Source organism: Kitasatospora sp. NPDC005856 (genome assembly GCF_040629945.1).
In the GTDB taxonomy this organism is placed as follows: domain Bacteria; phylum Actinomycetota; class Actinomycetes; order Streptomycetales; family Streptomycetaceae; genus Kitasatospora.
In genome coordinates this window covers 18,999-41,954 of the sequence record NZ_JBEXWT010000042.1, presented here as the reverse complement: position 1 = coordinate 41,954, position 22,956 = coordinate 18,999, and the positions used below count along the sequence as shown (strand labels likewise).

The 22,956-nt window shown below is 73.5% G+C and carries 23 protein-coding genes; 16 read left to right on the top strand and 7 right to left on the bottom strand.

Translation table 11 applies throughout. The features are described 5' to 3' along the window. The first annotated feature begins 131 nt into the window (after positions 1 to 131). Positions 132 to 1,496 carry a phosphoglucosamine mutase gene (gene glmM, locus ABZ449_RS24240; RefSeq protein ID WP_360349470.1) on the top strand — a complete coding sequence of 455 codons (1,365 nt, stop codon included), beginning with the start codon at positions 132 to 134 and terminating at the stop codon, positions 1,494 to 1,496. A gap of 65 nt (positions 1,497 to 1,561) precedes the next feature. On the opposite strand, the gene coaA is transcribed toward glmM, so the two are convergent. Then, positions 1,562 to 2,557 carry a type I pantothenate kinase gene (coaA, locus tag ABZ449_RS24235; RefSeq protein WP_360349467.1) on the bottom strand — a complete coding sequence of 332 codons (996 nt, stop codon included), beginning with the start codon at positions 2,555 to 2,557 and terminating at the stop codon, positions 1,562 to 1,564. Between the two features lie 99 nt (positions 2,558 to 2,656). On the opposite strand from coaA, the gene glmS reads away from it, so the two are divergent. Continuing rightward, positions 2,657 to 4,513, top strand: coding sequence for a glutamine--fructose-6-phosphate transaminase (isomerizing) (gene glmS / locus ABZ449_RS24230; RefSeq protein WP_360349549.1), 1,857 nt, complete (start codon positions 2,657 to 2,659; stop codon positions 4,511 to 4,513). Positions 4,514 to 4,552: 39 nt separating this feature from the next. Here glmS and ABZ449_RS24225 read toward each other — a convergent pair whose 3' ends face one another. Further along, a complete protein-coding gene (locus ABZ449_RS24225; protein WP_360349546.1) occupies positions 4,553 to 5,104 on the bottom strand; it encodes a Uma2 family endonuclease in 552 nt (183 codons plus the stop codon). Positions 5,105 to 5,284: 180 nt separating this feature from the next. Between ABZ449_RS24225 and ABZ449_RS24220 the strand changes: the two genes are divergently transcribed. From ABZ449_RS24220 to tsaE, 4 genes are all read left to right on the top strand, one after another. After that, positions 5,285 to 6,760, top strand: coding sequence for an NAD(P)H-hydrate dehydratase (locus tag ABZ449_RS24220; protein WP_360349464.1), 1,476 nt, complete (start codon positions 5,285 to 5,287; stop codon positions 6,758 to 6,760). 241 nt (positions 6,761 to 7,001) lie between these two features. Then, positions 7,002 to 8,201, top strand: a complete 1,200-nt coding sequence (gene alr, locus ABZ449_RS24215; RefSeq protein ID WP_360349461.1) for an alanine racemase — start codon at positions 7,002 to 7,004, stop codon at positions 8,199 to 8,201. After that, complete coding sequence (locus ABZ449_RS24210) at positions 8,198 to 9,442, top strand: alpha/beta hydrolase (RefSeq protein WP_360349458.1); 1,245 nt, start codon at positions 8,198 to 8,200, stop codon at positions 9,440 to 9,442. The genes alr and ABZ449_RS24210 overlap by 4 nt, the downstream gene beginning before the upstream one ends. Before the next feature lie 85 nt (positions 9,443 to 9,527). Beyond that, complete coding sequence (gene tsaE, locus ABZ449_RS24205; RefSeq protein ID WP_360349455.1) at positions 9,528 to 10,061, top strand: tRNA (adenosine(37)-N6)-threonylcarbamoyltransferase complex ATPase subunit type 1 TsaE; 534 nt, start codon at positions 9,528 to 9,530, stop codon at positions 10,059 to 10,061. Positions 10,062 to 10,487: 426 nt separating this feature from the next. Here the strand turns inward: tsaE and ABZ449_RS24200 are convergent, their stop codons facing one another. Then, entirely contained in the window at positions 10,488 to 11,054 is a 567-nt protein-coding gene (locus ABZ449_RS24200; RefSeq protein WP_360349543.1) for a hypothetical protein, read from the bottom strand. 153 nt (positions 11,055 to 11,207) lie between these two features. Between ABZ449_RS24200 and tsaB the strand changes: the two genes are divergently transcribed. From tsaB to ABZ449_RS24175, 5 genes are all read left to right on the top strand, one after another. After that, positions 11,208 to 11,882 carry a tRNA (adenosine(37)-N6)-threonylcarbamoyltransferase complex dimerization subunit type 1 TsaB gene (gene tsaB / locus ABZ449_RS24195; RefSeq protein ID WP_360349452.1) on the top strand — a complete coding sequence of 225 codons (675 nt, stop codon included), beginning with the start codon at positions 11,208 to 11,210 and terminating at the stop codon, positions 11,880 to 11,882. A gap of 23 nt (positions 11,883 to 11,905) precedes the next feature. Beyond that, entirely contained in the window at positions 11,906 to 12,394 is a 489-nt protein-coding gene (rimI, locus tag ABZ449_RS24190) for a ribosomal protein S18-alanine N-acetyltransferase (protein WP_360349540.1), read from the top strand. After that, positions 12,387 to 13,478, top strand: coding sequence for a tRNA (adenosine(37)-N6)-threonylcarbamoyltransferase complex transferase subunit TsaD (gene tsaD / locus ABZ449_RS24185; protein WP_360349449.1), 1,092 nt, complete (start codon positions 12,387 to 12,389; stop codon positions 13,476 to 13,478). The genes rimI and tsaD overlap by 8 nt, the downstream gene beginning before the upstream one ends. Beyond that, positions 13,475 to 13,735: a hypothetical protein gene (locus tag ABZ449_RS24180; protein ID WP_360349446.1), complete on the top strand. Its 261-nt coding sequence runs from the start codon at positions 13,475 to 13,477 to the stop codon at positions 13,733 to 13,735. The genes tsaD and ABZ449_RS24180 overlap by 4 nt, the downstream gene beginning before the upstream one ends. Positions 13,736 to 13,816: 81 nt before the next feature. Next, a complete protein-coding gene (locus ABZ449_RS24175; protein ID WP_360349443.1) occupies positions 13,817 to 14,725 on the top strand; it encodes a polysaccharide deacetylase family protein in 909 nt (302 codons plus the stop codon). A gap of 28 nt (positions 14,726 to 14,753) precedes the next feature. Here ABZ449_RS24175 and ABZ449_RS24170 read toward each other — a convergent pair whose 3' ends face one another. Genes ABZ449_RS24170 through ABZ449_RS24160 form a run of 3 tightly spaced genes read right to left on the bottom strand, consistent with a single transcriptional unit; the run spans position 14,754 to position 16,652 of the window. Beyond that, complete coding sequence (locus ABZ449_RS24170) at positions 14,754 to 15,941, bottom strand: class I SAM-dependent methyltransferase (RefSeq protein WP_360349440.1); 1,188 nt, start codon at positions 15,939 to 15,941, stop codon at positions 14,754 to 14,756. A gap of 49 nt (positions 15,942 to 15,990) precedes the next feature. Continuing rightward, a complete protein-coding gene (locus ABZ449_RS24165) occupies positions 15,991 to 16,326 on the bottom strand; it encodes a hypothetical protein (RefSeq protein WP_360349437.1) in 336 nt (111 codons plus the stop codon). After that, positions 16,317 to 16,652: a hypothetical protein gene (locus ABZ449_RS24160; protein WP_360349434.1), complete on the bottom strand. Its 336-nt coding sequence runs from the start codon at positions 16,650 to 16,652 to the stop codon at positions 16,317 to 16,319. Before ABZ449_RS24160 ends, ABZ449_RS24165 begins: the two co-directional genes overlap by 10 nt. 250 nt (positions 16,653 to 16,902) lie before the next feature. Here ABZ449_RS24160 and groES point away from each other — a divergent pair, with 250 nt between their 5' ends. From groES to ABZ449_RS24145, 3 genes are all read left to right on the top strand, one after another. Beyond that, the gene (gene groES / locus ABZ449_RS24155; protein ID WP_014136232.1) at positions 16,903 to 17,208 is read left to right on the top strand and encodes a co-chaperone GroES; all 306 of its coding nucleotides are present in this window, start codon (positions 16,903 to 16,905) and stop codon (positions 17,206 to 17,208) included. A gap of 116 nt (positions 17,209 to 17,324) precedes the next feature. Beyond that, a complete protein-coding gene (gene groL, locus ABZ449_RS24150; RefSeq protein WP_360349431.1) occupies positions 17,325 to 18,953 on the top strand; it encodes a chaperonin GroEL in 1,629 nt (542 codons plus the stop codon). Positions 18,954 to 19,087: 134 nt separating this feature from the next. Next, a complete protein-coding gene (locus ABZ449_RS24145) occupies positions 19,088 to 20,086 on the top strand; it encodes a LysR family transcriptional regulator (protein ID WP_360349428.1) in 999 nt (332 codons plus the stop codon). A 99-nt stretch (positions 20,087 to 20,185) separates the two neighbouring features. Here ABZ449_RS24145 and ABZ449_RS24140 read toward each other — a convergent pair whose 3' ends face one another. After that, positions 20,186 to 20,512: a WhiB family transcriptional regulator gene (locus ABZ449_RS24140; protein ID WP_350519940.1), complete on the bottom strand. Its 327-nt coding sequence runs from the start codon at positions 20,510 to 20,512 to the stop codon at positions 20,186 to 20,188. 561 nt (positions 20,513 to 21,073) lie between these two features. Between ABZ449_RS24140 and ABZ449_RS24135 the strand changes: the two genes are divergently transcribed. Continuing rightward, positions 21,074 to 21,685 (top strand): response regulator transcription factor, encoded by a 612-nt coding sequence (locus tag ABZ449_RS24135; protein ID WP_014136228.1) that lies wholly within the window; start codon positions 21,074 to 21,076, stop codon positions 21,683 to 21,685. A gap of 335 nt (positions 21,686 to 22,020) precedes the next feature. Then, the gene (locus tag ABZ449_RS24130) at positions 22,021 to 22,746 is read left to right on the top strand and encodes a sigma-70 family RNA polymerase sigma factor (protein WP_360349425.1); all 726 of its coding nucleotides are present in this window, start codon (positions 22,021 to 22,023) and stop codon (positions 22,744 to 22,746) included. Positions 22,747 to 22,956: the final 210 nt, after the last annotated feature.

Genomic DNA, 22,956 nt, shown 5'->3' with positions numbered 1-22,956 from the left:
GCACCCCCCGGTTGCGCGAAACCGTCGCCCCGGAGTACCTCGCGTACTCCGGGGCGACGTGTTCCCCGGCTACTGTGCGGCGGCCGGGATCATCGGTTGGGTTCCGAGCAGTGGTGATGGAGGACGGGACAGTGGGACGACTCTTCGGTACGGACGGCGTGCGCGGGGTGGCCAACGAGAGCCTGACGGCGGAGCTGGCGCTCGGCCTGTCGGTCGCGGCGGCCCATGTGCTCGGTGAGGCCGGCGCCTTCGACGGCCACCGGCCGGTCGCGGTGGTCGGCCGTGACCCGCGCGCCTCGGGCGAGTTCCTGGAGGCCGCCGTCATCGCCGGTCTGGCGAGTGCCGGAGTCGACGTCCTGCGGGTCGGCGTCCTGCCCACCCCGGCCGTGGCGTACCTCACCGGCGCGCTCGGCGCCGACTTCGGCGTGATGCTGTCCGCCAGCCACAACGCCATGCCGGACAACGGCATCAAGTTCCTCGCCCGCGGCGGCCACAAGCTGGACGACCGGATCGAGGACGCGATCGAGTCCCACTACCGCAAGCACACGCTCGGCGACGAGGACTGGAACCGTCCGACCGGCGCGGCCGTCGGCCGGGTGCGCGAGTACACCGAGGGCTTCGACAAGTACGTCGCCCACCTGATCGGCGTGCTGCCCAACCGCCTGGACGGCATCAAGGTCGTCATCGACGGCGCCCACGGCGCGGCCGCGTACGTCGCCCCCGAGGCCTTCGCCCGGGCCGGCGCCGAGGTCGTCCACACCCTGGGGGCCGAGCCCACCGGCCTCAACATCAACGACGGCGTCGGCTCCACCCACCTGGACCGGCTGCGCGTCGCGATGAGGGAGCACCAGGCCGACCTGGGCATCGCCCTGGACGGCGACGCCGACCGCTGCCTGGCCGCCGACGCCGAGGGCGACGAGGTGGACGGCGACCAGATCATCGCCATCCTCGCGGTCGCCATGAAGGAGGCCGGCACCCTGCGCCGCAACACCGCGGTGGCCACCGTGATGTCCAACCTCGGCTTCAAGCTGGCGATGGAGCGCGAGGGCATCGAGCTGGTGGAGACCGCCGTCGGCGACCGCTACGTGCTGGAGGCGATGAAGGAGCACGGCTTCGCGCTGGGCGGCGAGCAGTCCGGCCACGTCATCCTGCTGGACCACGCCACCACCGGCGACGGCACCCTGACCGGTCTGATGCTGGGCGCCCGACTGGCCGCCACCAAGCAGCCGCTGGCCGACCTGGCCGCCGTGATGACCCGGCTGCCGCAGGTGCTGATCAACGTCAAGGGCGTCGACAAGTCCCGGGTGCGGACCAGCACCGAGCTGACCGCCGCGGTCGCCGAGGCCGAGACCGAGCTGGGCTCCACCGGCCGGGTGCTGCTGCGCCCGTCGGGCACCGAGCCGCTGGTCCGGGTCATGGTCGAGGCCGCCGACCCGGCCCAGGCCGAGGCGGTCGCGCAGCGGCTGGCCGACGCCGTGCGCACCCACCTGGGCTGAGCCCCGGAGACGACGAAGGGCCCCCGCCTCGCGCGGGGGCCCTCTCCGTCGCGTCCGACGGGTGCTCAGAGCTTGCGCAGCAGCGCCCGGCGGACCTTGTGGTCCGGGCCCTTCTGCAGGATCAGGGTGGCGCGGCCGCGGGTCGGCAGCACGTTCTCCAGCAGGTTGGGCTTGTTGATGGTGCGCCAGACCTGCCGGCCGTACTCCATCGCCTCCTCCTCCGGCACCTCGGTGAAGCGGCGGAAGTAGGAGTTCGGGTCCTGGAAGGCGGTCTGACGCAGCTTGCGGAATCGGTCCAGGTACCAGTGCTCGATGTCGTCGGTCCGGGCGTCGACGTAGATCGAGAAGTCGAAGTAGTCGGCCACCGCGAGGCGGGTGCGGCCGTCGGTGCCGGGCAGCGCCGGCTGGAGCACGTTCAGGCCCTCGACGATCAGGATGTCCGGGCGCTCCACGGTGAGCCGCTCGCCCGGCACGATGTCGTACACCAGGTGCGAGTAGACCGGCGCGCTGACCCGCTCCTTGCCCGCCTTCACGTCCGCGACGAAGCGCATCAGCGCCCGGCGGTCGTACGACTCCGGGAAGCCCTTGCGGGCCATCAGGCCGCGCCGGCGCAGCTCGGCGTTGGGGAGCAGGAAGCCGTCGGTGGTGACCAGTTCGACCCGGGGGTGCTCGGGCCAGCGGGCGAGCAGCGCCTGGAGCAGCCGGGCGGTGGTGGACTTGCCGACCGCGACGGAGCCGGCCACGCCGATGATGAACGGGGTGCGGGTGCGCTCGGTGTCCGGGGTGTCCAGGAAGGTGCCCAGCGTGCCGCGCAGCTCGTGCGTGGCGTGGATGTACAGGTTCAGCAGGCGTGACAGCGGCAGGTAGACGTCGCGGACCTCGTCCAGGTCGAGGGCGGTGCCGAGTCCGCGCAGCCGTTCCACCTCCTCGGCGGTCAGCGGCAGTGGCGTACGCTCGCGCAGCGCGCTCCACTCGGCCCGGCTGAGGTCGACGTAGGGGGACGGCGACGGGCCGGGCGTGGCGGCGCCCCGCGTACAGAGTTCGGTCAGCACATGCTCCATTGTGAGCCGTAGCGACGTTCACGGTGGCTGTGGTGTCGGTCACGCAGCGTTCGCGCGCGGCGGGGAAACGGGCACAGAACCGCCCTTATGCTGGCACGCATGTGCGGAATTGTTGGATACGTGGGCGCTCAGACCGCCCTCGACGTAGTTATCGCAGGCTTGCAGCGACTGGAGTACCGGGGTTACGACTCGGCCGGTGTCGCGGTGCAGGTGCAGGACTCCGAGGGGCAGTGGAGCCTGGCCACCGACAAGCGGGCGGGCAAGCTCGCGAACCTGGAGAAGTCGCTCGCCGAGACCCCTCTGCCCGGCGGCACCACCGGCATCGGCCACACCCGCTGGGCCACCCACGGCGGCCCGACGGACGCCAACGCCCACCCCCACCTGGACGACAGCCAGCGGGTGGCCGTGGTGCACAACGGCATCATCGAGAACTTCGCCCAGCTGCGCGCCGAGATCGCCGAGCGCGGCCACACCCTGCGGTCCGAGACCGACACCGAGGTCGTCGCCCACCTGCTGGGCGAGGCCTACGCGGGTGACCTCGCCGAGGCCATGCGGGTGGTCTGCCGTCAGCTGGAGGGCGCCTTCACCCTGGTCGCGGTGCACGCGGACGCGCCGGACGTCGTCGTCGGCGCCCGCCGCAACTCCCCGCTGGTGGTCGGCCGCGGCGAGGGCGAGAACTTCCTCGCCTCCGACGTCGCCGCCTTCATCGCCCACACCCGCGAGGCGATCGAGCTGGGCCAGGACCAGGTGGTCGAGCTGCGCCGGGAGGGCGTGACCGTCACCAACTTCGACGGCACCCCGGCCGACGTGCGCGAGTACCACGTCGACTGGGACGCCTCCGCCGCCGAGAAGGGCGGCTACGACTACTTCATGCTCAAGGAGATCGCCGAGCAGCCGAAGGCGGTCGCCGACACCCTCCTCGGCCGGATCGGCACCGACGGCCGGCTGACCCTGGACGAGCTGCGGATCTCCGACGCCGACCTGCGCTCGGTCGACAAGGTCGTCATCGTCGCCTGCGGCACGGCCTTCCACGCCGGCATGATCGCCAAGTACGCGATCGAGCACTGGACCCGCATCCCCTGCGAGGTCGAGGTCGCCTCCGAGTTCCGCTACCGCGACCCGATCATGGGCCCGGGCACACTGGTCATCGCCATCTCGCAGTCCGGCGAGACCATGGACACCCTGATGGCCCTGCGGCACGCCCGCGAGCAGGGCGCCAAGGTGCTGGCGATCTGCAACACCAACGGCTCCACCATCCCGCGCGAGTCGGACGCGGTGCTGTACACCCACGCCGGTCCGGAGGTCGCGGTCGCCTCGACCAAGGCGTTCCTGACCCAGCTGGTCGCCTGCTACCTGGTCGCCCTGTACCTGGGCCAGGTGCGCGGCACCAAGTGGGGCGACGAGATCTTCGCCGTCATCAAGGAGCTCGGCGACGCGCCGAAGCAGGTCGAGCAGGTCCTGGAGACCATGGAGCCGGTGCGCGAGCTGGCCCGCTCGCTGGCCGACGCCCGCTCGGTGCTGTTCCTCGGTCGCCACGTCGGCTTCCCGGTGGCCCTGGAGGGTGCGCTCAAGCTCAAGGAGCTGGCGTACATGCACGCCGAGGGCTTCGCGGCGGGCGAGCTGAAGCACGGCCCGATCGCGCTGATCGAGGAGGGGCTGCCGGTCGTGGTGGTCGTGCCCTCGCCGCGCGGGCGCTCGATCCTGCACGACAAGATCGTCTCCAACATCCAGGAGATCCGGGCCCGCGGCGCCCGCACGATCGTGATCGCCGAGGAGGGCGACGAGGCGGTCGTCCCGTACGCGGACCACCTGATCCGCATCCCGGCCACGCCCACCCTGCTCCAGCCGCTGGTCTCCACCGTCCCGCTGCAGGTCTTCGCCTGCGAGCTGGCCACGGCCAAGGGCCACGAGGTCGACCAGCCGCGCAACCTGGCGAAGTCGGTCACCGTCGAGTAGCCGCTCGGCCTTCCACGGTGCCCCTGCGGTGGCTGCGTCCTACCGCAGGGGCACCGTGTCGAGCGTGAAGGAGAACGGGGCCGGAAGGTCGATCGGCTTGCCGAAGTCGGCCTGGGCGTGAGCCGTGTAGTCGCCGTTCTCGGGGTCGGTGAACAGCGTGACCTTGCCCGTACTGCGGTCGACCAGCAGATAGCAGGGGACGCCCGCGGAGGCGTAGCCCTTTCGCTTGGGCTCGCGGTCCTTGTGCGGGTTGGTCGAGGTGATCTCGAAGACGAGAAGGACACCCTCGGCGGGGGCCCAGGAGCCCGCGTTCTCGAAGTGGCCGACCGGGCTCACGGTGCCGTCCGGGATGAAACGGCTCTTGGACGCGATGATCAGGCCCTTGTTCCCCGAGACGTCCAGATCGATCGCGGCCTTGCGGAAGAACTGCCTGGCGAGCAGGGAGAACGCCGTCTCGTGCGATCCGTCCGGCGGTGGCGTCACGACGACTTCCCCTTCGATGAGCTCGGCCTTGAAACCGGGCGGTGTGTCCAGCGCCAGGAACATCTGGAGGACATCGTCCTGATCCAGCGGGTGCTCGACTGCCGGCATGGCGACCATGGCCCTTCTCCCTCCTGCTGGTCGGTGCTGGGCGACACGCTAGGTGTACGGACCGGTGCTGGCGGGGGATCGAAGTGGGTGTCACTCGAAAGTGTGCCGCAGGCGCGGCTCCCGCGGGGCGGGGACGCGGGCTAGCGTCGTGCGTACGTCGACGGCCGGAGGAGCCCCGCCATGCGTCATGCACACCCTGTGGAAACCGTCCGGGCCGCCGAGGCCGCGCTGATGGCGCGGCTGCCGGAGGGCACCCTGATGCAGCGGGCCGCCACGGGGCTGGCCGCGACCTGCGCGCGGCTGCTGACGCGGCGTCGGGGCCGGGTGTACGGCAGCCGGGTGACGGTGCTCGCGGGCAGCGGGGACAACGGGGGTGACGCGCTGTACGCCGGGGCCGCGCTGGCCCGGCGCGGGGCGCGGGTGACGGCGGTGCTGCTGGCGCCGGCGAAGGCGCACCCGGGTGGACTGGCCGCGCTGCGGGCCGCCGGCGGGCGGGTGACGGCGGAGCGGGAAGTCGGCCTGGCCGACTTCTCGCGCGCGGACCTGGTGCTGGACGGCATCGTCGGCATCGGCGGCCGGGGCGGGCTGCGCCCGGAGGCGGAGCCGTACGCGCGGGCCGGGCGGTCCGGGATCGTGGTGGCGGTGGACCTGCCGAGCGGGGTGGACGCCGACACCGGCGAGGTGCCCGGCGCGGCGCTGCGGGCCGACGTCACGGTCTGCTTCGGCACGTACAAGCCCGGGCTGCTGGTCGACCCGGGCGCCTCGTACGCGGGTGCGGTGCAGCTGGTGGACATCGGGCTGGAGCCGCCCGCCGCGGAGGTGACGGCGCTCCAGCACGCGGACGTGGCGTCGCTGCTGCCGGTGCCGGGCGTGGAGAGCGACAAGTACCGGCGTGGTGTGGTCGGGGTGGCGGCCGGCTCGGCGACCTACCCGGGGGCGGCGCTGCTGGCGGTGGCCGGGGCGCTGCACGGCGGCGCGGGCGCCGTCCGGTACGTGGGCACCGCGGCCGAGGAGGTGGTGCGGCGCTTCCCGGAGGTGCTGGTCACCGAGGGCGGCCCGGCCGGGGCCGGGCGGGTACAGGCCTGGGTGGTCGGGCCGGGCGGCGGCGAGGGGGCGCGGCAGGCGCTGACCGAGGCGCTGGCGAGCGACGTCCCGGTGCTGGTGGACGCGGACGGGCTGACCGAGCTGGGCCGGCTCGGCCCGGAGGCGCTGGCCGGCCGCACCGCGCCCACCCTGCTCACCCCGCACACCGGCGAGGCCGCCCGGCTGCTCGCGGGCGCCGGGGGCGGCACGCCGCCGGCCGCCGACGAGCTGGCCGCGGCCCGGCTGGCCACCGCCCGCCGACTCGCGGCCGACTACCGCGCGACGGTGCTGCTGAAGGGCTCCACCACGGTGGTCGCCGATCCGGGCGGGGCCGTCCGGGTGAACCCCACCGGCACCTCCTGGCTGGCCACCGCCGGCAGCGGCGACGTCCTGGCCGGGCTGGCGGGCTCCCTGCTGGCGGCCGGCCTCGCGCCGCTGGACGCCGCGTCGGCGGCCGCCTACCTGCACGGCCTGGCCGGCCGCGAGGCGGCGGGGGCGCCGGGCGCCCCGACCACGGCGCTCGCGGTGGCGGGGGCGCTGCCGGCGGTGTGGCGGGCGGTCCGGGAGGCGTAGCCCGATGAGCGGCCGCCCGATGACCGGCAGCCCGGCCGTCCCGCTGTTCGGGGCCGGGCCCGGTGTGCCCGGGCCACGGCCCCGAGACGGCGACTCGTCCCGAGACGGAACCGGAACGTCCGGACACGGCGTCCTCAGCAGGGCGGACGGGCCGACCGCCGCAGGTCGGCGCGCCGCGGGGGGCCGCCGCGCCGACGGGCCGTTCGGCGAGGACTCCGGGACGTCTGGGAGACTGACCCTGATGACAACTGCGAACACGACCGGCACAGCCCCCCTGACCGACGGCCTCCGGGCCGAGGCGACCATCGATCTCGCCGCCCTGCGCGGCAACCTCGCCTCCCTGCGCGAGCGCGTCGGCAGCGCGGCGGTGATGCTCGCGGTCAAGGCGAACGCCTACGGCCACGGCGCGGTCGAGTGTGCCCGGGAGGCGGTCGCCAACGGCGTCGGGTGGCTCGGCTGCGCGACGCCGGACGAGGCGCTGGCGCTGCGGGCCGCGGGCATCCGCCCGGAGCAGGCCCGCGTCCTGTGCTGGCTGTGGACGCCGGGCGGGCCGTGGCGCGAGGCGCTGCGCGCGGACCTGGACATCTCGGTCAGCGGCCAGTGGGCGCTGGACGAGTTGCTGCCCGCCGTGCGCGAGACCGGCATCCCGGCCCGGGTGCACCTGAAGGCCGACACCGGCCTCGGCCGCAACGGCTGCCAGCCGCACGACTGGCCGCAGCTGGTCGCCGCGGCCCGCCGGGCCGAGACCGAGGGTCTGCTGACGGTCGTCGGCGTCTGGTCGCACTTCGCCGCGGCGGACGAGCCGGGCCACCCGTCGATCCAGGCCCAGCTGGACTCCTACCGCGCCGCGCTGGCCACGGCCGAGGCCGCCGGGCTGCGCCCCGAGGTCCGGCACCTGGCGAACTCCCCGGCCGCCCTGCTGCTGCCCGAGTCGCACTTCGACCTGGTCCGCACCGGCCTGGCCGCGTACGGGCTGTCGCCGGTGCCCGAGGTGGGCTCGCCGGCCGACTTCGGGCTGCGCCCGGTGATGGCGCTGACCGCGCGGCTGGCGCTGGTCAAGCACGTCCCCGGCGGGCACGGGGTCAGCTACGGCCACCACTACACGACGCCGGGCGAGACCACCCTGGGCCTGGTCCCGGTCGGCTACGGCGACGGCATCCCCCGGCACGCCAGCGGCACCGGCCCGGTGCAGATCGACGGCAAGTGGCGCACGGTGGCCGGCCGGGTCGCGATGGACCAGTTCGTGGTGGACCTCGGCGGCGAGACCCCGGAGATCGGCGACGAGGTGCTGCTGTTCGGCAACGGCGAGCGCGGCGAGCCCACCGCCGAGGACTGGGCCCGCGCCTGCGGCACCATCTCGTACGAGATCATCACCCGGATCGGCGCCCGGGTGCCCCGCCGCTACCTGGGCGGCAGCCACCCGGAGGGCCCGTCGGCATGACCGGCGCACCGGCCGAGGGCAGTCCGGTCGCGGCGGTCGCCAAGGCGGCCGGCGCCGCCTCCGGGGTGAGCCGGGCGGGAGTGATCGGGATCTCGGTCGGCGTGCTGGCCGCCGGGGCGGCCGCGGGCGTCGCGATGGAGCGGTTGACCGTCGGCCGGGCGATGCGCCGCCGGGCCCGGGCCGAGCTGGACGCGAACGCCCCGTACGGCTCGCTGCGCGGCCGTCCGAGGAGGGTGGCCGCGCCGGACGGCACCGAGCTGTACGTCGAGCTGGACGGCACCGGCTGGAGCGGGCCGGACGGGGAGGGCGCCCCCGGCGAGCCGCTGACCGTGGTCTTCTGCCACGGCTACTGCCTCAACCAGGACAGCTGGCACTTCCAGCGGGCCGCGGTCCGCGAGGGCATGCGGCTGGTCTTCTGGGACCAGCGCAGCCACGGCCGCTCCGAGCGCTCCCGTTCGTACCTGGCGGGCGAGCCGGCCGGCATCGACCAGCTGGGCGGCGACCTCAAGGCGGTGATCGACGCCGTCGCCCCGACCGGGCCGCTGGTGCTGGTCGGTCACTCGATGGGCGGCATGACGGTGATGGCGCTGGCCGACCAGCACCCGGAGCTGTTCCGCGAGCGCGTCGCCGGGGTGGCGCTGATCGGCACCCTCGCCGGGGACTGGAACGAGGTCAGCCTCGGCCTGCCGAGGGCCGGCGCGAAGCTGTTCCGGAAGGTCGCGCCCGGCATGGTGAAGCTGCTGGGCCGCCAGGTCGACCTGGTCGAGGCGACCAGGCGGCTGGGCTCGGACGTGGCCGCCGTGTTCTACCGGAAGTTCTCCTTCGGCGGCCGGGACGTCGACCCCGGCGTGGTGCGCTTCGCCGAGCAGCTGCTGGACGCCACCCCGATCGACGTGGTCGCCGAGTTCTACCCGGTGTTCGGCGCGCACGAGAAATACGGGGCGCTGGCCGCCCTGCGGGGCCTGCCCGCGCTGGTGCTGGCCGGGACGAAGGACCTGCTGACGCCCTCGACGCACAGCGAGGCGATGGCCGAGCGGCTGCCCGGCGCCGAACTGGTCCTGTCCGAGGGCGCCGGGCACCTGGTGATGCTGGAGCGCCCGGAGCTGGTCGACCACGAGCTGGCGCGGCTGCTGCGCCGGGCCGCCGGCTTCGCCGGGGCCGCGCCGCTGCCCGCGGCCGTCCTCGACCTGGCCCGGAAGCGGGTCGTGGAAGTCGTGGAAGCCGTCGTCGACCCCGCGTGAGCCCCGGCGGCGCGCGGATGTGGCACGGTAGCGGTGGCGGCCGGTGGTCGGTGCGCCGGTACGGACCGAAGGGCAAGACACGCGCATGGGCTCGCACGCCACTCTCACCGTCCCCACCCCGGAGCGGATGGGCCGGCTCGGCCGGGAGCTGGCCGCGCTGCTGCGGCCGGGGGACCTGGTGCTGCTCTCCGGCGAGCTGGGAGCGGGGAAGACCACGCTGACCCGGGGCCTGGGGGAGGGCCTCGAGGTCCGCGGGGCGGTGACCTCGCCGACCTTCGTGATCGCCCGGGTGCACCCCTCGCTGGTCGGCGGCCCGGCGCTGGTCCACGTGGACGCGTACCGGCTGGGCGGGGACCTGGACGAGATGGAGGACCTCGACCTGGACGTCTCGCTGCCCGAGTCGGTGGTCGTGGTCGAGTGGGGCGAGGGCAAGGTCGAGCGGCTGTCCGAGGACCGGTTGGAGGTCCGGATCGAGCGCGCCATCGGCGACGCGGCGGACGGGGACGACCAGGACCCGCGCCGGGTGGTGCTGACCGGCATCGGCCCGCGCTGGGCGGACGTGGCGCTGGCGGACCTCGGGCGGCCGACGGGCGCGGGCGACGAGCCGACGACACGCTGACGACGTCGGGCGACGTCCGGCGACACGCTGACCGCGTCCGGCGACGAGCCGACGACACGCTGACCGCGTCGGCGACGTGCCGACATCTTGCCGACAGGCTGTCGGCAAGATGTTGCGGGCGGGGCGCCGGGCGTGGTGGGATGGGTGCTGCGGTTAGGTCTGCCTAACTAGGGAGGCGCCATGTCGAGCCCCACCCCCGCCCCGAAGAGTGCGGTCCCCGCCGCCGGGGCCGGAGAGTCAGCCCGTCGCGCTCCGGGAGAGCCGATGCGGGCGCTGCTGGCCGCCTGCGCGGCCGCCGAAGCGGTGTCCACCCCGCCCGAACCGCGGCCCAGACAAGACGAACGGCCCGAGGCGCAGGCGCCCCGGGCCGCGTGAGGCCGGCCGTTCCGGGCCCGGAACGGCCGGGCCCCTCCGGGCCGTCCCGGGTCAGGCGATCACGACCACCTTGGTCTCCTTGGGCGCGAAGTCCCAGAGCAGCTGGCCCTCGGCGCGCCCGCTGCGGATGCCGCCGGTCTTGGCGCTCGGGTCGGTGGTCGGCGTCGCGCCGTCCACCGCCGCGCTGAAGCCGAACACCACGCCGTTCAGCTGCGCGAAGCGCACCACGTGCTCGATCTGCTTGCCGTCCGTCCCGGTGGTGGTCGGGGTGCGGCTGTACACGGCGTAGCTGCCCGGGGTCGGCTCGACCGAGCCCGGGGTGACCGGGAAGGCGGCCGCCACCTGCGGGGTCTTCTTCGGGTCGACCAGCCAGACGTAGTGGCTGCCGACCGAGTAGACGACCCGGAGGCCGGTGCCCGAGGTGGCCGGCAGCGCGGGGACGGTCGGGGTGGCCGAGGCGGTCGGCGCCGCGGCGGTGGCCGTGCCGGTCGCCGTGGTGGTGGCGGTGGGCTTGGGGCCGCCGGCCCGCTCCTGGGCGCCGTTGGCCTGGAAGGCCAGCAGGCTCACCACCGCCAGGGCCCCCAAGGTCAACCCCGTGACCACCACTCCAGGACCCATCTTCGCCACGTTGCCGCTCCCGCCGCCGTCCCTTTACGTACGGCCCCATCGTGCCAGGTTCATCCGCGCGGGTCGCAGTGCCTCGGATGTGTGTTCCCGGGTGGTACACCCTGCCGATCGGCCGGTCGGCCCAACGCGGTCTAACCTTGACCCGTGCTGCTGCTCGCGTTCGACACCGCTACCCCCGCCGTCACCGCCGCCGTCCACGACGGCACGGCCGTCCTCGCCGAGACCCACCAGGTCGACGCCAGGCGCCACGGCGAACTGCTGCTGCCCGCGATCGACCGGGTGCTGCGGGCCGCCGGGGTGGACAAGCACCGGCTGACCGGCATCGCGGTGGGCGTCGGCCCCGGCCCGTACACCGGCCTGCGGGTCGGCCTGGTGACCGCCGCCGCGCTCGGCCACGCGCTCGGGCTGCCGGTGCACGGTGTCTGCACCCTGGACGCGATCGCCTTCCAGGCCCGGGCCGAGGGCCTGGCCGGGCAGCCGTTCACCGTCGCCACCGACGCGCGCCGCAAGGAGGTCTACTGGGCCTCGTACGACGCCGAGGGCCGCCGCACCGAGGGCCCGGGCGTGGACCGCCCGGCCGAGCTGACCCCGCCGGAGCGCTCCGTCGGCGCCGGCGCGCTGCTCTACCCCGACGCCTTCCCGGGCGCGCACGGCCCCGAGCACGTCTCGGCCGGCGCCCTGGCCGGCTTCGCCGCCGCCGAGCTGGCCGCCGGGCGCGAGCTGCTGCCGAACCACCCGCTGTACCTGCGCCGCCCGGATGCCCAGGTGCCGGCGGCCTACAAGACCGTTCTAGGGGGCAAGGCGGTGCTCCCGGCGTGAACCACGGCACCACCCTGCGCCCGATGCGCTGGTGGGACATCGCGCCGGTGCTGGACCTGGAGCTGCGGCTCTTCCCCGAGGACGCCTGGTCCACCGGGATGTTCTGGTCCGAGCTGGCCGAGGCCCACCCCGGCGGCACCCGCCACTACACCGTCGCAGCCGCCCCGGACGGCACGATCGTCGGCTACGCCGGCCTGATGGCGATCGCCGGCGAGGGCGACGTCCAGACCATCGCCGTCGACGAGCGCCACCAGGGCGCCGGCCTCGGCGCGGCGTTGCTCACCGACCTGATCCGGGAGGCCGCCCGGCGCGAGTGCGCCGAGCTGCTGCTGGAGGTGCGGGTGGACAACCCGCGCGCCCAGCGGCTGTACGAGCGCCACGGTTTCGAACCGGTGGGCATCCGGCGCGGCTACTACCAGCCCGCCAACGTCGACGCGCTGGTGATGCGCCTCGACCACCCGAGCACTGACAGCACCGACCCGAAGGACATTGAGGACACCCGCCATGGCTGACGAACCGCTCGTCCTCGGCATCGAGACCTCCTGCGACGAGACCGGCGTCGGCATCGTGCGCGGCACCACGCTGCTGGCCGACGCGGTCGCCTCCAGCGTCAACGACCACGCCCGCTTCGGCGGCGTCGTCCCGGAGATCGCCAGCCGCGCGCACCTGGAGGCGATGGTCCCGACCATCCAGCGCGCCCTGGACACCGCCGGGATCAAGGCGAGCGACCTGGACGGCATCGCCGTCACCGCCGGCCCCGGCCTGGCCGGCGCGCTGCTGGTCGGCGTCAGCGCCGCGAAGGCGTACGCCTGGGCGCTGGACAAGCCGCTGTACGGGGTCAACCACCTCGCCTCGCACATCTGCGTCGACCAGCTGGAGCACGGCCGGCTGCCCTCGCCGACGATGGCCCTGCTGGTCTCCGGCGGGCACTCCTCGCTGCTGCTCAGCGAGGACATCACCAGCGACGTCCGCCCGCTCGGCGCGACCATCGACGACGCGGCCGGCGAGGCCTTCGACAAGGTCGCCCGGGTGCTCGGCCTCGGCTTCCCCGGCGGCCCGATCGTCGACCGCACGGCCCGCGAGGGCGACCCGAAGGCGATCGCCTTCCCGCGCGGCCTGAGCGGCCGGAACGACCCGGAGTACGACTTCTCCTTCTCCGGCCTGAAGACCGCCGTCGCCCGCTGGGTGGAGGCCAAGCGCCGGGCCGGCGAGGAGGTGCCGATCGCCGACGTGGCGGCCTCCTTCCAGGAGGCGGTCACCGACGTGCTCACCCGCAAGGCCGTCAAGGCGTGCAAGGACAACGACGTCGACCACCTGATGATCGGCGGCGGCGTGGCGGCCAACTCGCGGCTGCGCGAGATGGCCCAGCAGCGCTGCGACCGGGCCGGCATCCGGCTGCGGGTGCCCCGGCCGGGCCTGTGCACCGACAACGGCGCGATGGTCGCGGCGCTGGGCTCCGAGATGGTGTGGCGCGACCGCGCGCCGTCCGCCTTCGACCTGTCGGCGGACTCCTCGCTGCCGGTGACCGAGGTGCACGTGCCGCACACCGACGTCCACGGCCAGGCCTACGACGCCCTCGGCGGCGGCGCCGAGTGACCGTCGCCGCGATGTGGGAGGCCCGGGCGGCGGCCGGCCGGGGGGCCGAACTCGCCGCCTGGGCGCGGGAGTCGGCGCTGCCCGCGCTCCGCGGCTCGGCCGGGCTGGAGCGCCTCGAACTGCTCTCCGCCCCGGGGGAGCGGGTGCTGCTGATCACCTGGTGGAGCGGCGAGCCGGTGCCCGTCGCCGACCCGCCGGCCGAACTGCTCGGCCGCCCGGTGCACCGCTGGTCCTTCACCAGCGAACACGTCGAATAGGCCGCTACCGGGAACCGTGACCCCGGCCGTTACCGTGAATCAGCTGATGAAAAGCTGAACGGAAACCGGGAGCGCGGTGCGGTGAGCAGGGACGGGCGGAACAGGACCAGGACGTACGCGGCGGGGGCACTGGCCCTGCTGGCCTTCGCCACGGCGTGCGGCGACAACGGAGGCGGAGGCGGCCTTGCCGCCCCGGCCGCCACCACACCGGTGTCGGCCGCGCCCCGGCCGAGCGGAGCCGCCCCGACCGGCGCGGCCGCCACCCCGGGCGCCGCCCCGGCCGCGGCGAACGCCGCCGCCTGGGCCAAGTGGAACCTCACCCCGCTCGCCCCTGCTCCGGCGCCCCCCGCCGACAAGCCGATCAAGCTCGAACGGACCGGCCCCGTGCCGGTGTTCAGCGACGTGAAGACGAACGACAAGGTCGTCTTCATCACCATCGACGACGGGGCCGAGAAGGACCCGAAGTTCGTCGAGATGCTCACCGACCTCAAGGTGCCGATCTCGATGTTCCTGACCCGGGACATCATCAAGAACGACTACGCCTACTTCAAGCCGCTCCAGGCGCTGGGCAACCACGTCCAGAACCACACCGTGGACCACCCGGTGATGAGCAAGATCCCGGCGGAGAAGCAGAAGTCCGAGATCTGCGACGCCCAGTCCGCGCTCACCCAGCAGTACGGCACCGCCCCGCTGCTGTTCCGCCCGCCGTTCGGCGACGGCGCCAACACCCCGATGCTCAACACCTCCGTCCAGCAGTGCGGCCCGCGCGCGATCGTGCTCTGGCGCGAGTCGATGCAGATACACGACATGCAGTACCAGTCGGGGGACAAGCTGAAGCCCGGTGACATCGTCCTGGCGCACTTCCGCGGCCCCAAGGAGCTCAAGGGCTCCACGATGACCCAGATGTTCGGCGAGCTGCTGGCCCGGATCCAGGAGCAGGGCTTCTCGGTGGCCCGGCTGGAGGACTACATCCAGGCCCCGGCCTCCTGAGGACTGCATCCAGGCCCCGGCCTCCTAGCTAGGGCGTGTCGGACACGCCCTGGACCGGCTGTCCCAGCATCATCAGCGGCCCGTGGTCGGTACGGCTGAGGACCACCGTGACGGTGTTCGGCCCGGAGGGCTTGAGCTGGCGGCGCAGCTCCTCCGGGGTGATCGCCATCCCGCGCTTCTTGATCACCACCGTGCCGACACCCCGCTCGCGCAGCAGCGCCTTCAGCTTCTTGATGTGGAACGGCAGCACGTCGGTGAGCTCGAAGGCGTGCGCGTACGGGGTGGCGACCAGCTGGTCCGAGGTCAGGTAGGCGATCTTCGGGTCGATCAGCCGGCCGCCCACCTGCCCGGCCACCTCGGCCACCAGGTGGGCCCGGATCACCGCGCCGTCCGGCTCGTACAGGTAGCGCCCGACCGGGCCGGCCGGCGGGTCGGGCAGGTCGCCGCCGGTCAGGCTGGCGCCCTGCGGCAGCAGGGTGGCGCGGTGCGGGCTCGCGGCCCCGGTGCCGAACCAGAGCACCGCCTCCTTGACGTCGCCGTGGTCGGAGACCCACTCGGCCTCGGCGTCCTGCGGCACGGCCTCGTGCGGGATGCCCGGCGCGACCTTCAGCGCGCCGATCGGGGTCCGCCGGCCGGCCTCGATCGCCCAGGAGAGCGGCGGGGCGTACGCCTCCGGGTCGAACACCCGGCCGCGCGAGGTGCGCCGGGCCGGGTCGGTGAACACCGCGTCGTAGCCGGTGACGTCCACCTCGGCGACGTCCGCGCAGCGCACCTCGACCAGCTCGGCCAGGCCCAGTGCGGCGGCGTTGGCCGCGGTGGCGGCGCAGGCCGCCGGGTCCCGGTCGACGGCCAGCACCTCGATGCCGGCCCGGGCCAGCGCCAGCACGTCCCCGCCGATGCCGCAGCAGAGGTCCGCCAGCCGCCGCACGCCCAGGGCCGCGAACCGCTGCGCGCGCCACTCGGCCACGCTGCGCCGGGTGGACTGCTCGACCCCGTTGGGCGTGAAGTACATCAGGTCGGCGTCCGCCCCGAACTTCGCCCGCGCCCGCTGCCGCAGCCGGGCCTGACCGAACGCGGCCGAGACCAGCTCCGCCGGATGCGTCCGCCGCAGGCGGGTCGCCAGCGCGAGCTCCTCCTCGGGGGTGAACTCGCGCAACTCGGCGAGCAGGGCCTGGCCCTCGGGCGTCAGCAGCGGCTGGAGGTTCTCGGTGTCCACGGGGCCATTCTCGCGGGTTGCCCGGTCGGCCGGAGCGGCGGCGCGGCGCTCACCGGCCGATGACGGGGACGTCGGAGGTCAGCCAGAACACCAGCGGCACCAGCGGTGCCGCCACCAGCGCGGCGTACGGCACGATCCGGTACCCGAGCCGCCGGGCGCCCCGGGCCGTCAGCGCCAGCAGCAGGAGCAGGACCGCGACGCCGAAGACGTCCAGGGCCACCACGCCGGGGCCGTACAGGGCGAGCAGCTTCAGCGCGTTGAGCACGAACGATCCGACGAACGCCGCCACGCCGGTCGTCGTCAGCACCACCACGGACAGCAGCAGGTCCGCCGCCGGGTGGATCCGCAGCCGCTCGGGCCGGCCGCCCACCGGGTTCACCGCCACAGCACGCCCGAGGAGAAGAGCACCGGCAGCGTGAACGGGGCGAGCACGGCGGTGACCGGGAGGAAGCGGTAGCCGGAGCGCCGGCTGCGGAAGGCCACCACGAGGCCCGCCGCCAGGGAGACCACCGGAGCGGCCAGCATCCCGATGCCCAGGAAGGCCCACCCGAGTCCGTCCCCGTCGTCCCCGTGGCCGGGGCCGCTGCCGAGCGCGGCGATGACGTAGAACGCGACGAACGGCAGCACGGCTCCCAGCAGGGGAAGCGAGAGCAGGGAGAGGGCGGCGTCCTTGGGCCGGGACGGGTCGAGACGTACCGGGATCGATGTCATGGCAGGAGTGTGTCGAAGTCCGGGCCCGTCGTACATGAGTACGGCTACTCAACCGTGGAACCGGGGCTCCAGGGGCGCGTCGTTGGCACTCTGGTTGACTGAGTGCTAACACGGCCCTATGGTCGTCCTTGGCACTCCCCACCAGGAGAGTGCTAACGCGATGACGCGTGTCTGACCCCCGCGACGGCAGACTCGCAGGTTCGCCCCTACCCGTTAGAAAACCCCGTAATCTCCGAAGGGGAGCTCGGACGTGACCACCAGCAGCAAGGTTGCCATCAAGCCGCTCGAGGACCGCATCGTGGTCCAGCCGCTCGACGCCGAGACCACCACGGCCTCCGGCCTGGTTATCCCGGACACCGCCAAGGAGAAGCCCCAGGAGGGCGTCGTCCTGGCCGTCGGCCCGGGCCGCTTCGAGGACGGCCAGCGTCTGCCGCTCGACGTCGCCGTGGGTGACATCGTCCTGTACTCGAAGTACGGCGGCACCGAGGTGAAGTACCAGGGCGAGGAGTACCTGGTGCTCTCCGCCCGCGACGTCCTCGCGATCATCGAGAAGTAAGACGTACCGACCCGCCCCGGATCCGTGTCCCAAGTGACAGGGGCCCGGGGCGTGGTTGTTGGTTCACGTAGTTCGGCGGCCGGTCGGCCGGCCGCAGCCCCGAGGGAATAGGGAACATGGCGAAGATCCTGCAGTTCGACGAGGACGCCCGCCGCTCGCTGGAGCGCGGTGTCAACAAGCTGGCCGACACCGTCAAGGTGACCATCGGCCCCAAGGGTCGCAACGTCGTCATCGACAAGAAGTTCGGCGCCCCGACCATCACCAACGACGGTGTCACCATCGCCCGCGAGGTCGAGCTGGACGACCCGTACGAGAACCTTGGCGCGCAGCTCGTCAAGGAGGTCGCCACCAAGACCAACGACGTCGCCGGTGACGGCACCACCACCGCCACCGTGCTGGCCCAGGCCCTGGTCAACGAGGGTCTGCGCAACGTCGCCGCCGGTGCCGGCCCGGCCGCCCTGAAGAAGGGCATCGACAAGGCCGTCGCCGCCGTCTCCGAGCACCTGCTGTCCATCGCCCGCGAGATCGAGGGCAAGGACGACGTCGCCGCCGTCGCGTCCCTCTCCGCGCAGGACACCCAGGTCGGCGAGCTGATCGCCGAGGCGATCGACAAGGTCGGCAAGGACGGTGTCATCACCGTCGAGGAGTCGAACACCTTCGGCGTGGAGCTGGACTTCACCGAGGGCATGCAGTTCGACAAGGGCTACCTGTCGCCGTACTTCGTCACCGACACGGAGCGTCAGGAGGCGGTCCTCGAGGACCCGTACATCCTGATCAGCCAGGGCAAGATCTCGTCCATCCAGGAGCTGCTGCCGCTGCTGGAGAAGATCCTGCAGAGCGGTGCCTCCAAGTCGCTGCTGATCATCGCCGAGGACGTCGACGGCGAGGCGCTGTCGACCCTGGTCCTGAACAAGATCCGCGGCATCTTCAACGCCGTCGCCGTCAAGGCCCCGGGCTTCGGTGACCGCCGCAAGGCGATCCTCGGCGACCTGGCCGCCCTGACGGGTGGCCAGGTGGTCTCCGAGGAGGTCGGCCTCAAGCTCGAGCAGGTCGGCCTGGACGTGCTGGGCACCGCCCGCCGCGTGACCATCACCAAGGACGAGACCACGATCGTCGAGGGTGCCGGCGACGCCGAGGCCGTCGCCGGCCGCGTCGCCCAGATCAAGGGCGAGATCTCCGCGACCGACTCCGACTGGGACCGCGAGAAGCTGCAGGAGCGCCTGGCCAAGCTGGCCGGCGGCGTCTGCGTCATCAAGGTCGGCGCCGCCACCGAGGTGGAGCTGAAGGAGCGCAAGCACCGCCTGGAGGACGCCATCTCGGCGACCCGTGCCGCGGTCGAGGAGGGCATCGTCGCCGGCGGTGGCGCCTCCCTGGTCCACGCCGCCAAGGTGCTGGAGGACGGCCTGGGCCTGTCGGGTGACGAGGCCACCGGTGTCGCCGTGGTCCGCAAGGCGCTGCACGAGCCGCTGCGCTGGATCGCCCAGAACGCCGGCCTGGAGGGCTACGTCATCACCTCCAAGGTCTCCGAGCTGGAGAACGGCCAGGGCTACAACGCCGCCACCGGCGAGTACGGCGACCTGGTGAAGGCCGGCGTCATCGACCCGGTCAAGGTCACCCGCTCCGCCCTGGAGAACGCCGCTTCGATCGCCTCCCTGCTCCTCACCACCGAGACCCTCGTGGTGGAGAAGAAGGAGGAGGCGGCCGACAACGGTGGCCACGGTCACGGCCACGGCCACTCGCACTGAGGCTCCGACGCCTGACCGGAGGCCCGGTCCGCTCCCCGAGAGGGGAGGCGGGCCGGGCCTCCGGCGTTCACAGCTTCACGCTTCAACTATCAGTAGAATTTTGCAGAATGCAAAGATTGCCTTATAACTAAGGCATGATCGAGGCCCGCCACCTGCGCGTCCTGCGTGCCGTCGCCCGCACCGGCTCCTTCTCCGCCGCCGCCCGTGAGCTGGGGTGTACGCAGCCCGCCATCAGCCAGCAGATGAAGGCCCTGGAGAAGTCGGTGGACACCCCGCTGGTGGTCCGCTCCGGCCGCGGGATGCAGCTCAGTGAGGCCGGCCGGGTCCTGCTCAAGCATGCCACCGGAATCCTCGCCGGGCTCTCCGCCGCCGAGGAGGAGGTCGCCGCGATCGCCGGGCTGCGGGCCGGGCGGGTGCGGCTGGTCTCCTTCCCGACCGCGAGCTCCACCCTGGTGCCGCCCGCGGTCGCCCGCCTGCGCGACGGCCATCCGGGGGTGCGCGTGTCGCTGGTCGAGGCGGAGCCGCCGGAGTCGTTGGCGATGCTCCGCGGCGGCGAGTGCGAGATCGCGCTGGCCTTCCGCTACCCGCAGTCCGACGGCGCCCTCGCGCTCCCGGCTCCCGCCCACGGCACGCCGCGCGAGGCCCGGGCCGAGGCCAACCTGGAGGCGCAGCAGCTGACCGCGGGGACCGACTGGTCCGACCTGGTGGTCACCCCGCTGCTGGACGACCCGCTGGTGGGTCTGCTGCCCGCCGGCCACGGGCTGGCCGGGCGGGGCGGGGCGGTGGAACTGGCCGAGCTGGCGGGGGAGCAGTGGATCGCCGGCTGCCCGCAGTGCCGGGGGCACCTGGTGGAGCTGTGCGCCGGGGCGGGCTTCGAGCCGCGGATCGACTTCGCGACGGATGACTACCCGGCGGTGGTCGGCCTGGTGGCGGCCGGGCTGGGGGTGGCGGTGCTGCCCCGGCTGGCGCTCCGGTCGGTGCGTCCTGACGGTGTGTCGACGGTGCCGGTGCGCACGGCCTCGGGGGCGCCCGCGGTGCGCCAGGTGGTCGCGCTGACCCTGCCGGACCTGGCGGAGGTGCCGGCCGTGGCGCTGATGCTGGAGCGGCTGGCGGGGGCGGCCGCCGATCGCTGACGGTGGGTGACGGGGCCGTGGTGGCCCGGTACGCACGGTGAGCCAGAAGGCTGAAGCGCCGCGAAGAAACGTTTCTTCACGGCGCTGGTGGAGGCGGGACTAGCGCTGGGCGACCGCAGGCGGGGTCAGCGGAACCTCGACCAGCCGGTGTCGCGAGCGCCCCAGCATCTCCTCGCGCTCGTCCTCGGTCATCCCGCCCCAGACGCCGTAGGGCTCGCGGACCGCCAGCGCGTGCGCCGCGCACTCGGCGATCACCGGGCAGCGCATGCAGACCTCTTTGGCGCTGGCCTCGCGCGAACTGCGCGCGGCCCCGCGCTCGCCCTCGGGGTGGAAGAAGAGCGAGCTGTCCACGCCACGGCAGGCTGCGGAGAGCTGCCAGTCCCAGAGGTCCGCGTTGGGACCGGGGAGGCGGGAGAAATCTGCCATGGCTCATTCCCTTCAGAGGCTGTCGGCCGTCGGCCGGGCGTTCGGCGGGGCTGCTGCCGAGCGGTGCGGCGGGGCTTCCTGCGCTGGTGTGGACACCTGGAAATATGACTTAAGGCAACTCCATGGACAAGTCACCCACACACTGGCACAACAGTCAATGACCATACGAAAGCTATAAAAACGGGCATAGTGGGCAAGGGCTCCGCCGGGCGCGGGCGTGGCAATCGGGTGGCCGACGGGCGCGCGACGTGCCGAATCGGTGTGCGGGTCGTACGCCGACCGCGCGCGAGCTGCGCAAAAGTGCGGCGTGTGCACCGCGATGCGGCTGATCGGTAATGGGTTGGCCACGTACAGTGGTGGAGATGGCCCCGAAGGCCGTAACTCATTCGAGTGACGGTCGTTGGAAGTGCGGAGGCGGTTAGCGGGCGCCGGACGTCGGGAACGATCGCGGGCAGGTTGGGGCGATCAGGACGAAGTCTGTCGCCGATCGGCCGTGTCGGAGAGGTTCGTACCAGCCAGGAGGCTCAACGTGACGCGGATCAGCTGCGGAGGACGACGGTCATGACTTCCGTTCTCGTTTGCGACGATTCCCCGCTCGCCCGCGAGGCGCTTCGCCGCGCGGTCGCGACCGTACCCGGTGTGGACCGGGTCACCACCGCGACGAACGGGGAGGAGGTCCTCCGCCGCTGGGTGGCCGACCGCTCCGATCTCGTTCTGATGGACGTCCGGATGCCCGGCCTCGGCGGGGTCGAGACGGTCCGGCGGCTGCTGTCCGCCGACCCGGGCGCGCGGATCATCATGCTCACCGTCGCCGAGGACCTCGACGGTGTCGCGCTCGCGGTGGCCGCCGGCGCCCGCGGGTACCTGCACAAGGACGCCTCGCGCGCCGAACTGCGGGCCACCGTCACCCAGGCCCTCGCCGACCCGACCTGGCGGCTCGCCCCGCGCCGGCTGCGCAGCCCCGACATGGGCGCGGCACCGACGTTGACGGCGCGTGAGATCCAGGTGCTGGAGGGCATGAGCCACGGCCGCAGCAACGCCGAGATCGGCCGCGAGCTGTTCCTCTCCGAGGACACCGTCAAGACCCACGCCCGACGGCTGTTCAAGAAGCTCGGGGCCTCCGACCGGGCGCACGCGGTGGCGCTGGGCTTCCGCTGGGGCCTGGTCCGCTGACCACCGGCGGCGCCGCCGGTTGCGGCGCGCCGTCGGCCGTTCCCGGAGCGGGTGCCGCACGGGCGTGTGACGTTACGGTCCCGAGGTTGCACCATGGAGGAGTGGAGCACCTCGGGGACCAGCGGACAGGCACTGCGGCGAACCACGCAGCCGCAGGACACTCGGCGGACGGCGCGACGGACGGGACCACCGACGGCGGCGGGGCGGGAGGCGGCACGGTGCAGGAGGGGCCGGTGGTGCGCAGCACGCCGGGCGGTGCCGCAGCGCATAACGTTCCGGTGCACAACTCCGGACGCGGTGCCGCGTTTTCCCGCTCGACCAGGCACCATGGACCGATGCGCGACGACGTCGCCGGCGCGGCCGGCCAGGCGGACCCGGTGGAGGCCGAGCCCTCCGGTCCGGGCCGTGATCCGTCGTACGCCGGTTCCGACGGTTCCGAGGATCCCGCCGGCCTGACCGGGCCGGACCGCCCGCCGGTGCTCGGCACGGGCGGCTCGCCGCTGGTGGGCGAACTGGTCGCGGCCGCGGTGCGCGGCGAGGGCCCGGCGATCGACGCGCTGCTCGCCTACGTCCACCCGCTGGCGCTGCGGTACTGCCGCGCCCGGCTGGTCCGGCTGCCCGGCGGGGCCCGGCACCACGTGGACGACGTCGCGCAGGAGGTCTGCGTGGCGGTGCTCTGCGCGCTGCCCCGGTACAAGGACCAGGGGCGCCCGTTCGAGGCCTTCGTGTACGGGATCGCCGCGCACAAGATCGCCGATCTCCAGCGGGCCGCGATGCGCGGGCCCGGCTCCACCGTGGTGCCCCAGGACGACCTGCCCGAGGTGCCGGACGAGGCGCTCGGCCCGGAGGAGCAGGCGCTGCTGAGCAGCGACGCCGCCTGGGCGAAGGAACTGCTGTCCAACCTGCCGGCCCGTCAGCGCGAGCTGGTGCTGCTGCGGGTGGCCGCCGGGCTGTCGGCGGAGGAGACCGGCGAGGTGCTCGGAATGTCTCCCGGCGCCGTCCGGGTCGCCCAGCACCGGGCGCTCAGCCGGCTGCGGGCCCTCGCGGAGGAGTCCTCCTGATCGGGCCCCGCCGATCCGTGCTGTTTTCACCCGTTACGGGGGAATGAGCCACGGGGCAGGGGTGTTGTCAAGGGCACACGAGGACACATTCGCGGTGCCAGTACCATGGGGTATCGGCGCCTGGGCGGGTTGCCAAAGTTTGACGGGTGCGGCCGGGATCCCCTTGGAGGATCCTCCCATTGCATCCGGCTTCGGCGGTCTGCGCGAGTG

Coding starts and splice junctions, on each gene's coding strand:
- ABZ449_RS24130 (WP_360349425.1), top strand. CDS start 22,021: ATGCGCGACGACGTCGCCGGCGCGGCCGGCCAGGCGGACCCGGTGGAG.
- ABZ449_RS24225 (WP_360349546.1), bottom strand. CDS start 5,104: ATGCCGGCAGTCGAGCACCCGCTGGATCAGGACGATGTCCTCCAGATG.
- ABZ449_RS24135 (WP_014136228.1), top strand. CDS start 21,074: ATGACTTCCGTTCTCGTTTGCGACGATTCCCCGCTCGCCCGCGAGGCG.
- ABZ449_RS24210 (WP_360349458.1), top strand. CDS start 8,198: ATGACCGGCGCACCGGCCGAGGGCAGTCCGGTCGCGGCGGTCGCCAAG.
- coaA (WP_360349467.1), bottom strand. CDS start 2,557: ATGGAGCATGTGCTGACCGAACTCTGTACGCGGGGCGCCGCCACGCCC.
- tsaD (WP_360349449.1), top strand. CDS start 12,387: ATGGCTGACGAACCGCTCGTCCTCGGCATCGAGACCTCCTGCGACGAG.
- ABZ449_RS24160 (WP_360349434.1), bottom strand. CDS start 16,652: ATGACATCGATCCCGGTACGTCTCGACCCGTCCCGGCCCAAGGACGCC.
- ABZ449_RS24140 (WP_350519940.1), bottom strand. CDS start 20,512: ATGGCAGATTTCTCCCGCCTCCCCGGTCCCAACGCGGACCTCTGGGAC.
- groL (WP_360349431.1), top strand. CDS start 17,325: ATGGCGAAGATCCTGCAGTTCGACGAGGACGCCCGCCGCTCGCTGGAG.
- rimI (WP_360349540.1), top strand. CDS start 11,906: ATGCGCTGGTGGGACATCGCGCCGGTGCTGGACCTGGAGCTGCGGCTC.
- tsaE (WP_360349455.1), top strand. CDS start 9,528: ATGGGCTCGCACGCCACTCTCACCGTCCCCACCCCGGAGCGGATGGGC.
- alr (WP_360349461.1), top strand. CDS start 7,002: ATGACAACTGCGAACACGACCGGCACAGCCCCCCTGACCGACGGCCTC.
- ABZ449_RS24200 (WP_360349543.1), bottom strand. CDS start 11,054: ATGGGTCCTGGAGTGGTGGTCACGGGGTTGACCTTGGGGGCCCTGGCG.
- ABZ449_RS24145 (WP_360349428.1), top strand. CDS start 19,088: ATGATCGAGGCCCGCCACCTGCGCGTCCTGCGTGCCGTCGCCCGCACC.
- glmS (WP_360349549.1), top strand. CDS start 2,657: ATGTGCGGAATTGTTGGATACGTGGGCGCTCAGACCGCCCTCGACGTA.
- ABZ449_RS24220 (WP_360349464.1), top strand. CDS start 5,285: ATGCGTCATGCACACCCTGTGGAAACCGTCCGGGCCGCCGAGGCCGCG.